The organism is Aeromonas sp. 600479, from assembly GCF_049175515.1.
GTDB classification, from domain to species: domain Bacteria; phylum Pseudomonadota; class Gammaproteobacteria; order Enterobacterales; family Aeromonadaceae; genus Aeromonas; species Aeromonas veronii_A.
Genome location: NZ_JAAKVF010000031.1, coordinates 1 through 18,418 on the forward strand (window position 1 = coordinate 1; position 18,418 = coordinate 18,418).

The 18,418-nt window shown below is 55.1% G+C and carries 18 protein-coding genes and 1 tRNA gene; all 19 read right to left on the minus strand.

The window, feature by feature from the left end:
• The coding region (locus G5149_RS20710; RefSeq protein ID WP_021139867.1) for a GTP-binding protein at nucleotides 1–320 on the minus strand (320 nt) is incomplete at its 3' end.
• 54 nt (nucleotides 321–374) lie between these two features.
• Nucleotides 375–2,480 (minus strand): elongation factor G, encoded by a 2,106-nt coding sequence (fusA, locus tag G5149_RS20715; RefSeq protein ID WP_216979948.1) that lies wholly within the window; start codon nucleotides 2,478–2,480, stop codon nucleotides 375–377.
• A gap of 75 nt (nucleotides 2,481–2,555) precedes the next feature.
• Nucleotides 2,556–3,026: a 30S ribosomal protein S7 gene (gene rpsG / locus G5149_RS20720; protein ID WP_005339911.1), complete on the minus strand. Its 471-nt coding sequence runs from the start codon at nucleotides 3,024–3,026 to the stop codon at nucleotides 2,556–2,558.
• Nucleotides 3,027–3,119: 93 nt separating this feature from the next.
• The gene (gene rpsL / locus G5149_RS20725) at nucleotides 3,120–3,494 is read right to left on the minus strand and encodes a 30S ribosomal protein S12 (protein ID WP_005306278.1); all 375 of its coding nucleotides are present in this window, start codon (nucleotides 3,492–3,494) and stop codon (nucleotides 3,120–3,122) included.
• A gap of 182 nt (nucleotides 3,495–3,676) precedes the next feature.
• Complete coding sequence (gene tusB, locus G5149_RS20730; protein WP_005339909.1) at nucleotides 3,677–3,955, minus strand: sulfurtransferase complex subunit TusB; 279 nt, start codon at nucleotides 3,953–3,955, stop codon at nucleotides 3,677–3,679.
• Between the two features lie 7 nt (nucleotides 3,956–3,962).
• On the minus strand, nucleotides 3,963–4,322 hold the full coding sequence (gene tusC / locus G5149_RS20735; protein ID WP_005341830.1) for a sulfurtransferase complex subunit TusC: 360 nt from the start codon (nucleotides 4,320–4,322) through the stop codon (nucleotides 3,963–3,965).
• Between the two features lie 8 nt (nucleotides 4,323–4,330).
• Nucleotides 4,331–4,723, minus strand: coding sequence for a sulfurtransferase complex subunit TusD (gene tusD / locus G5149_RS20740; RefSeq protein WP_266135192.1), 393 nt, complete (start codon nucleotides 4,721–4,723; stop codon nucleotides 4,331–4,333).
• A gap of 84 nt (nucleotides 4,724–4,807) precedes the next feature.
• Nucleotides 4,808–5,188: a RidA family protein gene (locus tag G5149_RS20745; RefSeq protein WP_019446597.1), complete on the minus strand. Its 381-nt coding sequence runs from the start codon at nucleotides 5,186–5,188 to the stop codon at nucleotides 4,808–4,810.
• A gap of 24 nt (nucleotides 5,189–5,212) precedes the next feature.
• Nucleotides 5,213–5,929 carry a helix-turn-helix transcriptional regulator gene (locus G5149_RS20750; protein WP_064338927.1) on the minus strand — a complete coding sequence of 239 codons (717 nt, stop codon included), beginning with the start codon at nucleotides 5,927–5,929 and terminating at the stop codon, nucleotides 5,213–5,215.
• A 193-nt stretch (nucleotides 5,930–6,122) separates the two neighbouring features.
• On the minus strand, nucleotides 6,123–10,427 hold the full coding sequence (gene rpoC, locus G5149_RS20755) for a DNA-directed RNA polymerase subunit beta' (RefSeq protein ID WP_337073312.1): 4,305 nt from the start codon (nucleotides 10,425–10,427) through the stop codon (nucleotides 6,123–6,125).
• Nucleotides 10,428–10,518: 91 nt separating this feature from the next.
• Nucleotides 10,519–14,547: a DNA-directed RNA polymerase subunit beta gene (gene rpoB, locus G5149_RS20760; RefSeq protein ID WP_005341838.1), complete on the minus strand. Its 4,029-nt coding sequence runs from the start codon at nucleotides 14,545–14,547 to the stop codon at nucleotides 10,519–10,521.
• Between the two features lie 224 nt (nucleotides 14,548–14,771).
• A complete protein-coding gene (rplL, locus tag G5149_RS20765) occupies nucleotides 14,772–15,134 on the minus strand; it encodes a 50S ribosomal protein L7/L12 (RefSeq protein ID WP_005341840.1) in 363 nt (120 codons plus the stop codon).
• A gap of 51 nt (nucleotides 15,135–15,185) precedes the next feature.
• Nucleotides 15,186–15,686: a 50S ribosomal protein L10 gene (gene rplJ / locus G5149_RS20770; protein ID WP_005339895.1), complete on the minus strand. Its 501-nt coding sequence runs from the start codon at nucleotides 15,684–15,686 to the stop codon at nucleotides 15,186–15,188.
• Between the two features lie 256 nt (nucleotides 15,687–15,942).
• Nucleotides 15,943–16,644, minus strand: coding sequence for a 50S ribosomal protein L1 (rplA, locus tag G5149_RS20775; RefSeq protein ID WP_005339888.1), 702 nt, complete (start codon nucleotides 16,642–16,644; stop codon nucleotides 15,943–15,945).
• Nucleotides 16,645–16,648: 4 nt separating this feature from the next.
• Complete coding sequence (gene rplK, locus G5149_RS20780) at nucleotides 16,649–17,077, minus strand: 50S ribosomal protein L11 (RefSeq protein WP_005339887.1); 429 nt, start codon at nucleotides 17,075–17,077, stop codon at nucleotides 16,649–16,651.
• Nucleotides 17,078–17,211: 134 nt separating this feature from the next.
• Nucleotides 17,212–17,739 (minus strand): transcription termination/antitermination protein NusG, encoded by a 528-nt coding sequence (gene nusG / locus G5149_RS20785; protein WP_019840195.1) that lies wholly within the window; start codon nucleotides 17,737–17,739, stop codon nucleotides 17,212–17,214.
• A gap of 42 nt (nucleotides 17,740–17,781) precedes the next feature.
• On the minus strand, nucleotides 17,782–18,153 hold the full coding sequence (gene secE, locus G5149_RS20790) for a preprotein translocase subunit SecE (protein ID WP_005341843.1): 372 nt from the start codon (nucleotides 18,151–18,153) through the stop codon (nucleotides 17,782–17,784).
• Nucleotides 18,154–18,213: 60 nt separating this feature from the next.
• A tRNA-Trp gene (locus tag G5149_RS20795) sits at nucleotides 18,214–18,290 on the minus strand.
• A 53-nt stretch (nucleotides 18,291–18,343) separates the two neighbouring features.
• Nucleotides 18,344–18,418 (minus strand): hypothetical protein (locus G5149_RS20800; protein ID WP_197724836.1); only part of this gene is annotated, 75 nt, incomplete at its 5' end.

Genomic DNA, 18,418 nt, shown 5'->3' on the forward strand with positions numbered 1-18,418 from the left:
GCTACTACCAGGATCGCGCCGTCCATCTGGGCAGCACCGGTGATCATGTTTTTAACGTAGTCGGCGTGACCCGGGCAGTCTACGTGTGCGTAGTGACGGGTAGCGGTGTCGTATTCTACGTGGGAGGTGTTGATGGTGATACCACGCTCACGCTCTTCCGGTGCCTTGTCGATCTGGTCGAAGGCGAAAGCTTTACCACCGAAGTGCTTGGCCAGCACGTTGGTGATAGCTGCAGTCAGGGTGGTTTTACCGTGGTCAACGTGGCCGATGGTGCCGACGTTTACGTGCGGTTTATTACGCTCAAATTTTTCTTTAGACACGACGTAGTCCTTCTAGGTTAAACCCGCCTACCGTCGTAGGCGGGGAATCTTAAATTACTTGGATTTGCGCTCTTCGATCACGGCTTGTGCAACGTTGGTCGGTGCATCGTGATACTTGGCGAATTCCATGGCGTAGGAAGCACGACCTTGGGTAGCGGAACGCAGTGCAGTTGCATAACCGAACATTTCGGCCAGCGGCACCAGAGCACGTACGATCTTGCCGGACGGGCCATCTTCCATACCTTCGATCAGGCCACGACGACGGTTCAGGTCACCGATCACGTCGCCCATGTAATCTTCCGGAGTTTCAACTTCTACTTTCATGATCGGCTCGAGCAGAACCGGGTTGGCTTTCATGAAGCCAGCCTTAAAGGCCATGGAAGCAGCGATTTTGAACGCCAGTTCGGAAGAGTCGACATCGTGGTAAGAACCGAAGTGCAGACGCACACCCAGATCCATAACCGGGTAACCAGCCAGCGGACCAGATTTGAGCTGCTCACGGATACCTTTATCAACACCCGGGATGAATTCACCAGGAATGACACCACCTTTGATGTCGTTGACGAATTCGTAGGCTTTGCCTTCTTCCAGCGGGTACATGTCGATAACAACATGACCGTACTGACCGCGACCACCAGACTGCTTGGCATGCTTGCCTTCGATGTCTTTAACGGTGGTACGGATGGTTTCACGGTAGGCAACCTGCGGCTTACCTACGTTGGCTTCAACCTTGAACTCGCGACGCATACGGTCAACGATGATGTCCAGGTGCAGCTCACCCATACCAGCGATGATGGTTTGACCTGACTCTTCGTCAGTCCATACGCGGAAGGACGGATCTTCCTGAGCCAGACGGCCCAGTGCCAGACCCATCTTCTCCTGGTCAGCCTTGGTTTTCGGCTCAACCGCGATAGAAATTACCGGCTCCGGGAATTCCATACGCTCGAGGATGATCGGTGCGTTCGGGTCACACAGGGTGTCACCAGTGGTCACGTCTTTCAGACCGATGGCTGCAGCGATGTCACCAGCGCGTACTTCTTTGATCTCTTCACGCTTGTTGGCATGCATCTGAACGATACGGCCAAAGCGCTCGCGCTTGTCCTTGACGGAGTTCAGCACGGTGTCACCGGAGTTGATCACGCCAGAGTAAACACGGAAGAAGGTCAGGTTACCAACGAACGGGTCGGTAGCGATCTTGAACGCCAGAGCAGAGAACGGCTCGTCATCGGAAGCGTGACGCTCGTCTTTGGTCTCGCCGTCCATTTTCAGGCCGTCGATAGCAGCAACGTCAGTCGGAGCCGGCAGGTACTCGATCACGGCATCCAGCATTGCCTGTACGCCCTTGTTCTTGAACGCGGAGCCACAGGTTACCAGGATGATTTCGTTGTTCAGCACGCGCTGACGCAGAGCACCTTTGATCTCTTCCTCGGTCAGCTCTTCGCCGCCCAGGTATTTTTCCATCAGGTCTTCAGACGCTTCTGCAGCGGCTTCAACCAGATTCATGCGCATCTCTTGCGCCTGTTCCAGCAACTCGGCCGGCACATCTTCGTAGTCGAAGGTGACGCCCTGGTCAGCTTCGTTCCAGTTGATGGCCTTCATCTTGACCAGGTCAACAACGCCCTTGAAGTTCTCTTCAGAGCCGATGTTCAGCTGAAGCGGAACCGGGTTGCCTTTCAGACGGGTCTTGATGTGCTCAACACAACGCAGGAAGTTGGCACCGGTACGGTCCATCTTGTTGACGAACGCGATACGGGGAACCTTGTACTTGTTAGCCTGACGCCATACGGTTTCAGACTGTGGCTGTACGCCACCTACGGCACAGTACACCATCACGGCACCGTCCAGAACACGCATTGAACGCTCTACTTCGATAGTAAAGTCAACGTGGCCCGGGGTATCGATGATGTTGATACGGTGCGGTTGGAACTGTTTACCCATACCGGACCAGAAAGCGGTGGTCGCGGCGGAGGTGATGGTGATACCACGCTCTTGTTCCTGTTCCATCCAGTCCATGGTGGCAGCGCCATCGTGAACTTCACCGATCTTGTGACTTACACCGGTGTAAAACAGTACGCGCTCGGTAGTAGTAGTCTTACCGGCGTCAATGTGAGCGGAGATACCGATGTTACGATAACGCTCAATGGGGGTTGTACGAGCCATTGTCATCCTCTTACTAAGGCGCTTGTCCCTAGATAATTAAAGGTGCGCAGAGCCAAAAGACCCTGCGCAAGCGGATTACCAGCGGAAGTGAGCGAAGGCTTTGTTCGCTTCAGCCATACGGTGAACGTCTTCACGTTTCTTGACAGACGAACCCTTATTGTCAGCGGCATCCAGCAGCTCGCCAGCCAAACGCTGAGCCATTGATTTTTCACCACGTTTACGAGCGGCATCAACCAACCAGCGCATTGCCAGAGCATTGCGACGTACCGGACGAACTTCTACCGGAACCTGATAGGTTGCACCACCGACGCGACGAGATTTAACCTCGACCGCCGGACGAATGTTATCCAGAGCTTCTTCGAATACGGCCAGGTGCTCTTTGCCAGATTTGGTGGCAATGATGTCCAGGGCGCCATAAACAATGGCTTCTGCAACAGATTTCTTACCGTCAACCATTACTACGTTGACAAATTTAGCCAGCAGCTCTGATCCGAACTTGGGATCTGGCAGGATTTTACGCTGACCAACAACACGACGTCTTGGCATTTCAAATTCTCCGTAACTTCAGGGATTACCCAAAACTAGAAAGCTATCTAACTAGAAACGAATTAACGTTTGGCCTTACTTAACGGAGAACCATTAAGCTTTAGGACGCTTCACGCCATACTTGGAGCGAGCCTGCTTACGGTCTTTAACACCGGCACAGTCCAACGCACCACGAACGGTGTGATAACGAACACCTGGCAAGTCTTTTACACGACCGCCACGGATCAGAACAACAGAGTGCTCTTGCAGGTTGTGACCTTCACCACCGATGTAGGAGGTGACTTCGAAGCCGTTGGTCAGACGTACACGGCACACTTTACGCAGTGCAGAGTTAGGCTTCTTCGGGGTGGTGGTATATACACGAGTGCATACGCCACGCTTCTGAGGGCACGCTTCCAGCGCCGGCACGTTGCTTTTCACAACGAGCTTGATGCGTGGCTTGCGAACCAACTGGTTAATAGTTGCCATCAAAAGGCTCCTGATAATGACTTCATAAACGTGTGGAAAATCCTCCCCGCAGATACGGGGACGCGAAATTTTATGCCCTGTTGTCTGGGGAGTCAAGATTTATACAATTTGCGTCACAAAAGGGCAATTCGGATCCGTTTGATTTCACAACATCACCTTGAATTTTCTTGAAAATATGCTTCTCAGCCACCCCAGGTGCGCGGAGAACCTTTTTGCGCAATCAGTGCCACCAGACCCGCCATATCGAGCACATTGCCCACCCGATGCTGCAAACCGCGAGCTTGCAGATCTTCCTGCATCACATAAAGCGGGATACCCGCCAGCCGCGCGCTCCACTGGGGAGCCGATGCCGCAATCACGGCATCCTGCATCAGTACCAGCTCATCCTCGGGCTGAAGGTATGAGAGCGCCTCTGCCAGAGCCTGACTCTGAAAAGGGGAGTTCAATATCAGATGCAACATGGAGACCTCAAAAGCTGATGTGAGTCGAACATTGTGCCCAGCGCCGAGCCAGTTCCTGGCGCGGCAGACTCTCAACGGGGATCAGCAGATCATCCACAGTCACGCCACGCTCTGCCAGCGAGTCAGCACAAACATAGACCTCTTCGATGTCGTAGAGTTCCAGCATCTTGAAGGTGGGTGCGTAGTGGCGCTGCAAAATGGCGGCAGGCTGCTGCTCCTTGAGCAGTTGCAGTACGCCGTCCCCAATCAGGAAGAGGGCCAGCTCATCGGTCATGGCCGAGGTGGCCAGCAGGGCATCCAGTCCTTCCCGGCCGGCGGCATGGCCATGGGGGCCACGACTGCAGATAAAGGCGATTTTCTTGCTCATGACTCCCCCTAGAACTGAACCAACCGATCGGCGGTGAGCGCCGCCTCGGCCAACTGGCCCAGACCGCTCAGGCAAAATGGCGCTTGTAGATTGAAGTGTGCCTGCCCTGCCCCCTTGGCCTCCTGCTCATCGAGCACACCGCGCCGCATGGCGGCGGCGACGCAGACGTCGATACGGATCCCCTGCTCTTCTGCCAGCTCTCGCCACAGACGCACCAGGTCAGTCTCATCGGATGCTGGCAGATGCAGACCGTTGCCGTTGCAGACCCCGTCCTGATAGAAAAACAGGTGGGACAAGGTATGCCCCTGCGCCAACAGGGCGCGGGCAAAACGATAGGCTGTGCTGGCCGATTGGGTGCCATAGGCAGGCCCCGTGACCAGAATGGCAAAACTCAGACTCATAGCAGGACTCCTGTGCTGACCCGGTCCATTTTACGCCAAAAACAAAAAAGCCCCTGCCAGGAGGGGCTTGATTCGATCTGTTGATCAGAGATGGGCAATCGCCTCGACCTCGACCAGCACATCTTTCGGCAGACGGGCCACCTCCACGCAGGAGCGGGCTGGCGCCGCATCGCCAAAGTAGCGGGCATAGACCTGATTGAAAGCAACGAAGTTGTTCATGTCACTCAGGAAGCAGGTGGTTTTGACCACTTTGCTGGCATCGGCACCGGCAGCTTGCAACACGGCGACCAGATTCTTCATCACCCGTTCGGCCTGCTCTTCAATGCCGCCAGCCACGATTTCCATGGTGGCAGGATCGAGCGGGATCTGCCCGGAGGTGAAGATCATCTCGCCAACCTTGGTAGCCTGAACATACGGACCAATCGCGGCAGGCGCCTTGTCGGTTGCAATCACTTCTTTAGCCATTCATCTATCCCCTTCTGGAATGAGTTACTCGTTCTCGTCTTCACCCTGCTTGCGCTGTCGGATGTAAAGATAAACGGTATGTTTTGAAATATTGAGTTTGTCCGCCACCAGATTGATCGAATCCTTGATATCGAAAATGCCCTTCTCGAACAGCTGGGTCACGATGAAGCGATTCTTGGCATTGTTGGCCACGGTGGGATCGCGGTTGATCTCGTCGATGGTGTTATCCACCGTCTGGGCAACCAACTCTTCCACGCTATTGGCGAAGGTCTCTGGTGACTGACGCGCCGCCTGCTGGGGCGTCGGGAAAAATTCGGCCACGAACTCGTGGAAAGGCGCATTGATGTGCAGGTTGATGCAGATAAGCCCCACTACTTGCCGCTCTCTGTTGCGAATGGCGATGGTGCTCGACTTCATCAGCGCGCCGGTACGGCTGCGAGCGAAATAGCTCTGGGTGTAATCCTGGCCGGTACTCTCGATATCCTTGAGCATGCGCAGGGCGAGATCGGTGATGGGCGCCCCGAGGGTGCGTCCGGTATTGAAGCCGTTGGCGATCTTGATCACCGACTCGTGCAGATTTTCCAGGGAGTGGAGTACCACTTCACAATGCTTGCCGAACAGCTCGGCCAAGCCATCGATGAGCCCATCGTATGAGCGCAACAATTCCCTGTCTTCATCTGTAAAAGTGCGGCTGATCAGCTGTTCTTCGGGAAGCATGGCTTCCTCGATACCGACAGTCATGTTCTACCCCTGTAATAACCATTCAACTTTCCCGAGTTTTAAATTGCAGGGGAGTAAAGTCAACTTTTTTTGATTTTTTACTCTACAACTTTGCTCTGGATCATCCTGAAACCCGCGCTGCGTCTACCTTTGCCGGGAATTGGCCAACAAAAAGGGCTCCTTGAAGGAGCCCTTTTTAATCACAGATGACGAGTTACTCTTCGTCGAAGCTACCGGCTGCGTTCAGCAGATCCGCCAGGTTCTGTTGAGCCTCATCAGCGGTCACCTGCGGGGTACCAACAGCACGAGCTGCGGCAGCACGCTGGTTGATCCGGCTATGGTGGTAGGCAAAGCCGGTACCAGCCGGGATCAGACGACCCACGATGACGTTCTCTTTCAGACCACGCAGTTCATCACGCTTGCCACCTACGGCGGCTTCGGTCAGAACGCGAGTGGTTTCCTGGAAGGAAGCCGCAGAGATGAAGGACTCGGTGCTCAGAGATGCCTTGGTAATACCCATCAGTACATGACGGTAGGTCGCAGGGGTCTTGCCCTCGGCAACCAGCTTACGGTTGGCAATCTTCACGCGAGCCACTTCAACCTGTTCGCCTTCGATCAGATCGGTATCGCCAGCGCTCAGGATCTCGCACTTGCGCAGCATCTGACGAACGATGACTTCGATGTGCTTGTCGTTGATCTTAACGCCTTGCAGACGGTATACGTCCTGCACTTCGTTGGCGATGTAGTTGGCGACCGGGCTGATACCGCGCAGACGCAGGATGTCGTGAGCAGACTCAGGACCGTCCGCCAGCACTTCACCCTTCTCAACTTTTTCACCTTCGAACACGTTCAGGTTACGCCACTTCGGAATCATCTCTTCGTAGACGTTGCCACCATCGGTCGGGGTGATGACCAGACGGCGTTTGCCCTTGGTCTCTTTCCCGAAGGAGATGGTACCGGAGATCTCGGCCAGAATTGCCGGTTCCTTCGGTTGACGTGCTTCGAACAGATCCGCAACGCGCGGCAGACCACCGGTGATGTCCTTGGTACCGCCGGACTCTTGCGGGATACGCGCTACCGCGTCACCCACGCCCACGTTGGCACCATCTTCCAGGTTCACGATCGCCTTGCCCGGCAGGAAGTACTGGGCGGCTACATCGGTACCCGGGATCATCACGTCTTTGCCGTTCAGGTCGACCAGTTTAACGGTCGGACGCATTTCTTTACCGGCGCTCGGACGCTCGTTGACGTCCAGAACAACGATAGAAGAGAGACCGGTCAGCTCGTCGGTCTGACGAGTGATGGTCACACCATCGATCATGTGTTCGAACTGCAGACGACCTGCCACTTCGGTGATGATCGGGTGGGTGTGCGGATCCCAGTTGGCAACAGTCTCGCCAGCACTCACGGCCTGGCCGTCCTTCACTTCCAGCACGGAACCGTAAGGCAGCTTGTGGCTTTCCTTGGTACGGCCCATGTCGTCCATGATGGTCAGTTCGGTAGAACGTGAGGTGATAACCAGTTTGTCATCGCTGTTGTGAACGAACTTGGCGTTCTGCAGCTTGATGGTACCGGTGTTCTTGACCTGGATGCTGCTTTCAGCAGCGGCACGAGATGCAGCACCACCGATGTGGAAAGTACGCATCGTCAGCTGGGTACCCGGTTCACCGATGGACTGGGCGGCGATAACACCGACAGCCTCACCCTTGTTAACCAGGTGACCACGGGCCAGATCACGGCCGTAGCAGTGAGCACAGTTACCGAAGTCGGTTTCACAGGTGATGGCAGAACGTACCTTCACACGGTCAACGGAGTTACGCTCCAGCAGGTCACACAGCTGCTCATCGAGCAGGGTGTTGCGAGCAACCAGGATCTCGTCCTCGGTACCCGGCTTGATGACATCTTCTGCCACCACACGACCCAGCACGCGCTCACGCAGCGGCTCGACCACGTCGCCACCCTCGATCAGCGGAGTCATCCACAGACCGTCGGTAGTGCCGCAATCGTCCTCGGTGATCACCATGTCTTGCGCCACGTCTACCAGACGACGAGTCAGGTAACCGGAGTTCGCAGTCTTCAGTGCGGTATCCGCCAGACCCTTACGAGCACCGTGGGTAGAGATAAAGTACTGCAGTACGTTCAGACCTTCGCGGAAGTTCGCGATGATCGGGGTCTCGATGATGGAGCCATCCGGCTTGGCCATCAGGCCACGCATACCGGCCAGCTGACGGATCTGGGCGGCGGAACCACGCGCACCAGAGTCGGCCATCATAAAGATGCTGTTGAACGATGCCTGTTCTTCTTCTTCACCCAGCGAGTTGACGTTACGCTCTTTGGACAAGTTCTCCATCATGGCCTTGGAGACGCGCTCGTTGGCGCTGGCCCAGATATCGATAACCTTGTTGTAACGCTCGCCCGCAGTTACCAGACCTGACAGGAACTGGTCCTGGATCTCGGCAACTTCGGCTTCGGCTGCTGCGATGATCTCTTTCTTGGCATCCGGGATGACCATGTCATCGATACCAACGGAAGCACCGGACAGGGCCGCGTAGTGGAAACCGGTATACATCAGCTGGTCAGCGAAGATAACGGTGTCCTTCAGGCCCTGCTTGCGATAGCAGGTGTTCAGCAGACGGGAGATGAGCTTTTTGCCCAGCGCCTTGTTGGATACGCACTTGATCCAGTTCTGCGGATTGGCATCCAGATCAGCCTGTTCTGCAGCAGTCAGCACCTTCGGCTCGTCGATCAGGGCGTATTCCATACCTTTCGGCAGGATCAGGCTCAGGATCGCACGACCAACGGTGGTGTTCTTCATCTCGGTGTGTTCACGCAGAGAACCGTCTTCCTGACGCAGGTATTCGGTAATGCGTACTTTCACACGAGCATGCAGATCGGCCAGACCGGCGCGATATACTTTCTCGGCTTCTTTCGGGCCGGCCAGCACCATACCTTCGCCTTTGGCGTTGATACGGGCACGGGTCATGTAGTACAGACCCAAGACCACGTCCTGAGAAGGAACGATGATCGGCTCACCGGAGGCAGGCGACAGGATGTTGTTGGTAGACATCATCAGCGCACGCGCTTCCAGCTGGGCTTCCAGGGTCAGCGGTACGTGGACCGCCATCTGGTCACCATCGAAGTCCGCGTTATACGCAGCACAAACCAGCGGGTGCAGCTGGATTGCCTTGCCTTCGACCAGAGTCGGTTCGAATGCCTGGATACCCAAACGGTGCAGAGTCGGTGCACGGTTCAGCAGAACCGGGTGTTCGCGGATCACTTCGTCCAGGATATCCCAAACGACAGCTTCCTCGCGCTCCACCATCTTCTTGGCGGCCTTGATAGTGGTCGCCAGACCGCGGGTTTCCAGCTTGCCATAGATGAACGGCTTGAACAGTTCCAGCGCCATCTTCTTCGGCAGACCGCACTGATGCAGACGCAGAGTCGGGCCTACGGTGATAACGGAACGACCGGAGTAGTCGACACGCTTACCGAGCAGGTTCTGACGGAAACGACCCTGCTTACCCTTGATCATGTCGGCCAGGGATTTCAGCGGGCGCTTGTTGGAACCGGTGATGGCACGACCGCGACGGCCGTTATCCAACAGCGCATCGACGGACTCTTGCAGCATACGCTTTTCGTTGCGCACGATGATGTCCGGAGCAGCCAGATCCAGCAGACGCTTCAAGCGGTTGTTACGGTTGATCACGCGACGATACAGATCGTTCAGATCGGAAGTCGCGAAACGGCCGCCGTCCAGCGGTACCAGCGGACGCAGGTCCGGCGGCAGCACAGGCAGCACTGTCATGATCATCCACTCCGGCTTGTTGCCGGACTGCAGGAACGCTTCCATCAGCTTCAGGCGCTTGGTGGTCTTCTTGCGCTTGGTCTCGGAGTTGGTTTGATCCAGCTCCTCACGCATGGTTTTGACTTCACCTTCCAGATCGATAGCGCGCAGCAATGCCAGGATTGCTTCGGCACCCATCTTGGCGTCAAATTCGTCGCCCCACTCTTCCAGCGCGTCCAGGTACTGCTCTTCAGAGAGCATCTGGCTACGTTCGAGGTTGGTCATGCCCGGCTCGATTACCACGAAAGATTCGAAGTAGAGCACACGCTCGATGTCGCGCAGGGTCATGTCCAGCAGCAGACCGATACGGGACGGCAGGGACTTCAGGAACCAGATGTGGGCAGTCGGGCTGGCCAGCTCGATGTGGCCCATACGCTCACGACGGACCTTGGTCTGGGTCACTTCAACGCCGCACTTCTCACAGATCACACCACGGTGTTTCAGGCGCTTGTACTTGCCGCACAGACACTCGTAGTCCTTCACCGGTCCGAAGATACGGGCGCAGAACAGACCATCACGCTCCGGCTTGAAAGTCCGGTAGTTGATGGTCTCAGGCTTTTTGACCTCACCGAATGACCAGGAGCGGATCATGTCAGGAGAGGCCAGACCGATCTTGATACTGTCAAACTCTTCGGTCTTGGTCTGAGCCTTCAAAAACTTGAGTAAGTCTTTCACGTGTTTCCCCTGTCAGGAGTCTAACCTCGGCGCCCCGGCTGCCAAAACAGCGGGGCGCCCACGTCAATTCTCGAACAATAAGAGCGAGCTCTTACTCTTCGTCCAGCTCGATGTTGATACCCAGAGAGCGGATTTCCTTCAGCAATACGTTGAAGGATTCGGGCATGCCCGGCTCCATACGGTGGTCGCCATCCACGATGTTCTTATACATCTTGGTACGGCCATTCACATCGTCAGACTTGACGGTCAGCATCTCCTGCAGGGTATATGCCGCACCGTAAGCCTCCAGGGCCCACACTTCCATCTCACCGAAACGCTGACCACCGAACTGAGCCTTACCACCCAGCGGCTGCTGGGTAACCAGGCTGTAAGAACCGGTAGAACGCGCGTGCATCTTGTCGTCGACCAAGTGGTTCAGCTTGAGCATGTACATGTAACCAACGGTTACTTTACGCTCGAAGCGGTTACCGGTACGGCCATCGAACAGATCAATCTGACCGGACTCCGGCAGATCGGCCAGCTTCAGCAGGGCTTTGATTTCGCGCTCTTTGGCACCATCAAACACTGGAGTAGCAACCGGCAGACCCTTACGCAGGTTACCCACCAGGGTACGTACGTCGTCATCAGACAGTTCGGCGATGTTCACTTGCTGGGTGTCCTTCTCGCCCAGGTCGTAGACCTGTTGCAGGAAGTTGCGCATCTCGTGCAGCTCGCGCTGCTCTTTGACCATGCGATCGATCTTCTCGCCGATCCCCTTGGCCGCAAGGCCCAGGTGCACTTCGAGGATCTGACCGATGTTCATACGGGATGGTACGCCCAACGGGTTCAGTACGATGTCGACCGGACGGCCGAACTCGTCATGAGGCATATCCTCGACCGGACAGATCTTGGAGATAACACCCTTGTTACCGTGACGGCCCGCCATCTTGTCACCCGGCTGGATGCGACGCTTGACTGCCAGATAAACCTTGACGATTTTCAGTACGCCCGGCGCCAGATCATCACCCTGGATAATCTTGCGACGCTTGTTCTCGAACTTCTTGTCGAACTCGGCTTTCAGCTCAACGTGCTGTTCAGCGATCTGCTCCAGTTCGGTCTGCTTGGCTTCATCTTCGATGGCCAGTTCAAACCACTTGGAACGCTCCAGCTTGTTCAGACGATCTTCGCTGTAACCGGCGGCCAGCAGTAGGTTGCGAGAGCGGCCGAAAATGCCGTCCTCCAGGATCTTGAACTCTTCGGTCAAGTCCTTCTTCGCTTCCTTCAGCTGCATCTCTTCGATTTCTTTGGCGCGCTTGTCTTTTTCCACGCCATCGCGGGTAAAGACTTGCACGTCAACCACGGTACCGTACACACCGTTCGGTACACGCAGGGAAGAGTCCTTCACGTCGGACGCCTTCTCACCGAAGATGGCGCGCAGCAGCTTCTCTTCCGGAGTCAGCTGGGTTTCACCTTTCGGCGTTACCTTACCGACCAGAATGTCGCCGCCCTTCACTTCGGCACCCACGTAGACGATACCGGACTCGTCCAGCTTGGACAGAGCGGCTTCACCCACGTTCGGGATGTCAGCAGTGATCTCTTCCGGACCCAGCTTGGTGTCACGGGAGATACAGGCCAGTTCCTGGATATGGATGGTGGTCAGGCGATCTTCCTGAACAACACGCTCGTTCACCAGGATCGAGTCTTCGAAGTTGTAACCGTTCCACGGCATGAACGCGACGCGCATGTTCTGACCCAGAGCCAGTTCACCCAGATCGGTGGACGGGCCGTCAGCCAGTACGTCGCCAGCCATGACCGGCTCACCCAACATCACACAAGGACGCTGGTTGATACAGGTGTTCTGGTTGGAACGGGTGTATTTGGTCAGGTTGTAGATGTCGATACCGGCTTCGCCTGGCATCAGCTCATCTTCATTTACCTTGATAACGATACGGGAGGCATCGACGTAGTCGATCATGCCGCCACGCTTGGCCACTACGGTTACACCGGAGTCAACGGCCACAGCGCGTTCCATACCGGTACCTACCAGCGGCTTGTCAGCGCGCAGGGTCGGTACAGCCTGACGTTGCATGTTTGAACCCATCAATGCGCGGTTCGCGTCATCGTGTTCCAGGAACGGGATCAGGGCCGCTGCCACAGATACGATCTGCTGCGGGCTCACGTCCATATACTGGATCTGGTCGGCGTTCATAAAGGTGGATTCACCTTTGTGACGGCACGGGATCAATTCATCTTTCAGACGGCCATCTTCGGTGGTCGCGGCGTTAGCCTGTGCGATCACGTACTTGCCTTCTTCAATAGCAGACAGGTAGTCCACTTCGTCGGTGATCACACCGTCAATGACCTTGCGGTACGGGGTCTCGAGGAAACCGTACTCGTTGGTACGAGAGTACACGGACAGGGAGTTGATCAGACCGATGTTCGGACCTTCAGGAGTCTCGATCGGGCACAGACGACCGTAGTGGGTCGGGTGTACGTCTCGGACTTCAAAGCCGGCACGCTCACGAGTCAAACCGCCCGGGCCCAGCGCAGAGATACGGCGCTTGTGGGTCACTTCGGAGAGCGGGTTGTTCTGGTCCATAAACTGGGACAGCTGGCTGGAACCAAAGAACTCTTTGACTGCGGCGGAGATCGGCTTGGCGTTGATCAGATCCTGCGGCATCAGGGTGTCCAGGTCGCCCAGGGAGAGACGCTCCTTGACCGCACGCTCGACACGCACCAGACCGACGCGGAACTGGTTTTCAGCCATTTCACCGACAGAACGGATACGACGGTTACCCAGGTGGTCGATATCGTCCACTTCGTCGTTACCGTTACGGATGTCGATCAGGCGCTTCATCACATCGACGATGTCGTCTTTGGTCAGTACGCCAGCGCCAGTCTCGTCTTCACGACCCAGACGGCGGTTGAACTTCATCCGACCTACGGTAGACAGGTCGTAACGTTCGGCAGAGAAGAACAGGTTTTCGAACAGCTGCTCTGCTGCTTCACGTGTCGGCGGCTCGCCCGGACGCATCATGCGGTAGATTTCTACCAGCGCTTCCAGACGGTTGGTGCTGGAATCGACGCGCAGGGTCTCGGACATGTAGGCACCGTGGTCCAGTTCGTTGGTGAACAGAACCTCGAAATGCTTGAAGCCGGCCTGGGACAGGTTGGCAATCGCTTCCAGACTCAGAGCCTGGTTGGCTGCCACTACCAGTTCGCCAGTTTGCGGATGTGCGTAGTCCTTGGCAGCAACTTTGCCAACAACGTACTCAACCGGTACCTCAATCTGGGTAACGGCATCTTTTTCCAGCTGACGGATGTGACGGGCAGTCACACGACGACCGGTTTCAACAACCACGGCACCATTGGCCACGATGTCGAAGGTCGCAGTTTCGCCACGCAGGCGCTCCGGCACCAGATCCATCATCAACTTGCCATCTTTGACCTCGAAACCGATGGTTTCGAAGAAGGTGGCCAGGATCTCTTCGGAAGTGAAGTCCAGGGCGCGCAGAATGATGGATGCCGGCAGTTTGCGACGACGGTCGATACGGACAAACAGGTTGTCTTTCGCATCGAACTCGAAGTCCAGCCAGGAGCCACGGTAGGGGATAACGCGGGCGTTATACAACACCTTACCGGATGAATGTGTTTTGCCTTTATCGTGGTCGAAGAAGACGCCCGGGCTGCGGTGCAGCTGGGAAACGATAACCCGCTCGGTACCATTGATAACAAAGGTACCGTTCTCGGTCATGAGCGGAATTTCGCCCATGTATACTTCTTGTTCCTTGATGTCTTTGACGGTGCCGGCAGCTGCTTCACGGTCGTACAGAACCATACGAAGCTTGACACGCAGCGGCGCGGAGTAGGTCACTCCACGGATCTGGCATTCTTTTACGTCAAATACCGGCTCACCCAGGCGATAGCTGACATACTGAAGCTCAGCACTACCGGAGTAACTGGTGATCGGGAAAACGCTACGGAAAGCGGCCTCTAGGCCATATTCACCTTCCGGGTCAGCCTCGATGAACTGCTTGAAGGAGTCCAGCTGAATGGACAACAGATAAGGCGTGTCCAGTACCTGGTCTCGCTTACCGAAGTCCTTACGAATGCGTTTTTTTTCGGTATAAGAGTAAACCATAGGGTTCCTCAGCTCGCTGATAAGTGACCCACTCTGTCCCGCGGGACAGCTCTGTCTCAACACCGTTTTGTGTTGGCCCGGACGAAAGAAGACAGTCCGGATTGCTGGTGCACCGAGAGTCGTAAACGGTGTGAAATGCTCTCAGTCTACAGCGCAAAAAGGCTGGTGAACAAAAATTCACCAGCCCTAGCCTGTTTTATCAGGCTAATCTACATAAATGCAGATTATTTGATCTCAACAGAAGCACCGGCAGCTTCCAGCTCTTTCTTCAGAGCTTCAGCTTCGTCTTTGGAGACGGCTTCTTTCAGGTTAGCCGGAGCAGCTTCTACCAGATCTTTGGCTTCTTTCAGGCCCAGACCGGTAGCGCCACGAACGGCTTTGATGACGGCAACTTTGTTGGCACCGGCAGCAGTCAGAACTACGTCGAACTCGGTCTTCTCTTCTACTGCTTCAGCGGCCGGACCGGCAGCAACAGCAACAGCGGCAGAAACACCGAACTTCTCTTCCATAGCTTCGATCAGCTCAACAACTTCCATTACGGACATGGAAGCAACGGCTTCGATGATTTGGTCTTTAGTGATAGACATGACAAAAATTCCTGATGTTGAATAAACTCAAACAGCCTAAATAGGCGAGAATCAAGCAGCAGCTTGTTTCTGGTCGCGAACAGCAGCGATAGTACGAACCAGCTTGCCAGCAGAGGCTTCTTTCATAGTCGCCATCAACTTCGCAATTGCTTCTTCGTAAGTCGGCAGCGTGGCCAGACGATCAATTTGTGCTGCGGCGATAAACTCACCGTTAAAAGCGCCAGCCTTGATTTCGAACTTTTGGTTCGCTTTGGCAAACTCTTTGAACAGACGAGCAGCAGCGCCCGGGTGTTCGTTAGAGAAAGCAATCAAGGTAGGACCGGTAAATGCGTCGTTCAGGCACTCGTATTCGGTACCTTCTACCGCGCGACGCAGCAGGGTGTTACGCACAACGCGCATGTACACACCGGCTTCACGAGCGGTTTTACGCAGGACGGTCATCTTGTCTACAGTGACACCGCGAGAATCGGCAACAACTGCAGAAAGAGCGCCTTTGGCAGCTTCGTTGACTTCAGCAACAATTGCCTTTTTGTCTTCGAGTCCCAATGCCATTGGCTTAACTCCTGGATTGAATCCGGGTCAAATGACCCAGTACTGACACATCCCCCCTACCTTTACAACAGAGGGGAACGATGCGGTAGCAGGATTCCAGAAGAGAAAGAATCTTTCTCGCTGGGTTTCCGGCACCGTCTACGCAGGAAACATTAAGGCTTTGCAGCCTCCTGCGGTCTTGGACGGAGGTCGAAACCCCCAACCAATGAAGGCGCAAAATTATAGATTAAATTTTGCGCCTTGTAAAACCCATCAATTAGGCCTGAGCTTCCAGAGAAGCTTGGTCTACGGCAACACCGGCACCCATGGTGGTGGAGATGCTGACTTTCTTGATGAATTGACCTTTGGCGGAAGAGGGCTTGCCTTTTTTCAGGGCAACCAGCAGAGCTTCCAAGTTTTCTTTCAGCTGAACTTCGTTGAAAGAAACCTTACCCAGAGTGGTATGGATGATACCATTCTTGTCGTTACGGTAACGAACCTGACCAGCCTTGGCGTTCTTGACGGCTTCGGCAACGTTCGGGGTTACAGTACCAACTTTCGGGTTAGGCATCAGGCCGCGCGGGCCCAAGATTTGACCCAGTTGACCAACAACGCGCATGGCATCCGGGGATGCGATAACTACGTCGAAGTTCATCTCGCCTTTCTTGACCAGATCGGCCAGGTCATCCATACCTACCAGGTCAGCACCGGCAGCTTTAGCTGCTTCGGCGTTGGCACCTTGGGTAAATACGGCAACGCGAACGTCACGACCGGTACCGTGCGGCAGTACAGTAGCACCACGTACGTTCTGGTCAGATTTACGAGCGTCGATACCCAGGTTGACAGCAACGTCAACGCTTTCAACGAACTTGGCGGTAGCCAGTTCTTTCAGCAGGGCAATGGCTTCGTTGATGGAGTACTCTTTGGTACCGTCAACTTTTTCGCGAATAACGCGCATACGCTTGGAAAGTTTAGCCATTGTCTTAATCCTCCACTACCAGACCCATGGAACGAGCGGAGCCTGCGATGCAACGTACTTTTGCATCCAGATCGGCACCAGTCATATCCGGCTCTTTGGTCTTGGCGATTTCTTGCAGCTGGGCAACGGTCACCTTACCAACCTTGTCTTTGTTCGGCTTGGAAGAACCAGACTTGATGCCAGCAGCTTTCTTCAGCAGGAAGGAAGCAGGCGGAGTCTTGGTTTCGAAGGTGAAGGAACGGTCACTGTAAACGGTGATCACGACCGGGGTCGGTGAACCTTTTTCCAGCTTCTCTGTACGAGCGTTGAACGCCTTACAGAATTCCATGATGTTAACACCGTGTTGACCCAGTGCAGGACCAACGGGAGGAGACGGGTTGGCTGCACCAGCAGCAACCTGCAGCTTGATATAAGCTGTGACTTTCTTAGCCATTAGGAAAATACCTCAAAAATGGGTTCTAGCGCCTCGGAGACTTGCTCCTGCAAACGGCTCCCCAACTAATAAAGGGGCAGCGAATTATAGAGATATTCGCTGCCCCTGACAACCGTTAAACGTACAGAATTCAATCAGCCCTTTTCGACCTGACCAAAATCCAGTTCAACAGGAGTAGAACGACCGAAGATCAGCACAGAAACCTTCACTCGGCTCTTCTCATAATCAACCTCTTCAACGGTACCGTTGAAGTCGGCAAACGGACCATCGGCAACCCGCACCATTTCACCCGGTTCAAACAGGGTTTTCGGACGCGGCTTGTCGTGGGCATCCTGCAGACGGTTCAGGATGGCATCGGCCTCTTTGTCGGAGATCGGTGCCGGACGGTCGGAAGTACCGCCGATGAAGCCCATAACACGCGGTACGTTACGCACCAGGTGCCATGTGGTTTCATCCATGATCATCTGGACCAGGACATAACCCGGGAAAAACTTGCGCTCACTCTTGCGCTTCTGGCCTGCACGCATCTCGACCACCTCTTCGGTCGGGACCAGTACTTCACCGAACATGTCTTCCATGCCATGCATCTTGATATGTTCACGCAGGGATTTGGCAACACGGCCTTCATAGCCGGAAAACGCCTGCACGACATACCATCTCATACGCTGTTCACGCTGTTCACGTTGTTCAGTCATGGCTTATCCTTACACACCGGTAATCAGGTTAACCAACCAGACCAAGGCGCCGTCCAGAACGAACAGCAGCAGCCCCATCACGGCGGTCACCGCCAGCACAATCAGGGTTGTCTGAATGGCTTCCTGACGGGTTGGCCATACGACCTTGCGGACTTCCAGGCGAGACTCACGGGCGAATGCCAGTGTTGCCTTCCCTTTGGTGGTTTGCAGGGCTACTGCACCAGCAGCAGCGATGACAATGACCACACCCAAGGCGCGGACGGCAGCAATAACATCGCTCAGCAGATAATTACCTACTACAGCGGCCACCAGGATAATGAAAACCAGGCCCCAAAGCAGGGTATCCTTGCTTCCGCCCTGGTTCTCAGAACTAACACTCATACAACCCACCTGTATCTGACGTAACCAAAGACACAAAAGCCCCGTACGAGACGAGGTATATGGCAGGGGCGGCAGGACTCGAACCCGCAACCATCGGTTTTGGAGACCGCTGTTCTACCAATTCGAACTACGCCCCTGCATAAGAAAGCCCCTATTATAGGGGCTTTGCTTTATTTATGTAAGCCAAAGATTAAGCGATAACTTTAGCTACAACACCAGCACCTACGGTACGGCCACCTTCACGGATAGCGAAACGCAGGCCGTC

What these genes read in the sequence shown, in the direction of transcription:
- tusD (WP_266135192.1), bottom strand. Translation starts at nt 4,723, where the DNA reads ATGAGTCTGAGTTTTGCCATTCTGGTCACGGGGCCTGCCTATGGCACC.
- tusC (WP_005341830.1), bottom strand. Translation starts at nt 4,322, where the DNA reads ATGAGCAAGAAAATCGCCTTTATCTGCAGTCGTGGCCCCCATGGCCAT.
- rplK (WP_005339887.1), bottom strand. Translation starts at nt 17,077, where the DNA reads ATGGCTAAGAAAGTCACAGCTTATATCAAGCTGCAGGTTGCTGCTGGT.
- rplJ (WP_005339895.1), bottom strand. Translation starts at nt 15,686, where the DNA reads ATGGCATTGGGACTCGAAGACAAAAAGGCAATTGTTGCTGAAGTCAAC.
- G5149_RS20745 (WP_019446597.1), bottom strand. Translation starts at nt 5,188, where the DNA reads ATGGCTAAAGAAGTGATTGCAACCGACAAGGCGCCTGCCGCGATTGGT.
- rplL (WP_005341840.1), bottom strand. Translation starts at nt 15,134, where the DNA reads ATGTCTATCACTAAAGACCAAATCATCGAAGCCGTTGCTTCCATGTCC.
- G5149_RS20750 (WP_064338927.1), bottom strand. Translation starts at nt 5,929, where the DNA reads ATGACTGTCGGTATCGAGGAAGCCATGCTTCCCGAAGAACAGCTGATC.
- rplA (WP_005339888.1), bottom strand. Translation starts at nt 16,644, where the DNA reads ATGGCTAAACTTTCCAAGCGTATGCGCGTTATTCGCGAAAAAGTTGAC.
- rpsG (WP_005339911.1), bottom strand. Translation starts at nt 3,026, where the DNA reads ATGCCAAGACGTCGTGTTGTTGGTCAGCGTAAAATCCTGCCAGATCCC.
- secE (WP_005341843.1), bottom strand. Translation starts at nt 18,153, where the DNA reads ATGAGTGTTAGTTCTGAGAACCAGGGCGGAAGCAAGGATACCCTGCTT.
- tusB (WP_005339909.1), bottom strand. Translation starts at nt 3,955, where the DNA reads ATGTTGCATCTGATATTGAACTCCCCTTTTCAGAGTCAGGCTCTGGCA.
- nusG (WP_019840195.1), bottom strand. Translation starts at nt 17,739, where the DNA reads ATGAGATGGTATGTCGTGCAGGCGTTTTCCGGCTATGAAGGCCGTGTT.
- rpsL (WP_005306278.1), bottom strand. Translation starts at nt 3,494, where the DNA reads ATGGCAACTATTAACCAGTTGGTTCGCAAGCCACGCATCAAGCTCGTT.
- rpoB (WP_005341838.1), bottom strand. Translation starts at nt 14,547, where the DNA reads ATGGTTTACTCTTATACCGAAAAAAAACGCATTCGTAAGGACTTCGGT.
- fusA (WP_216979948.1), bottom strand. Translation starts at nt 2,480, where the DNA reads ATGGCTCGTACAACCCCCATTGAGCGTTATCGTAACATCGGTATCTCC.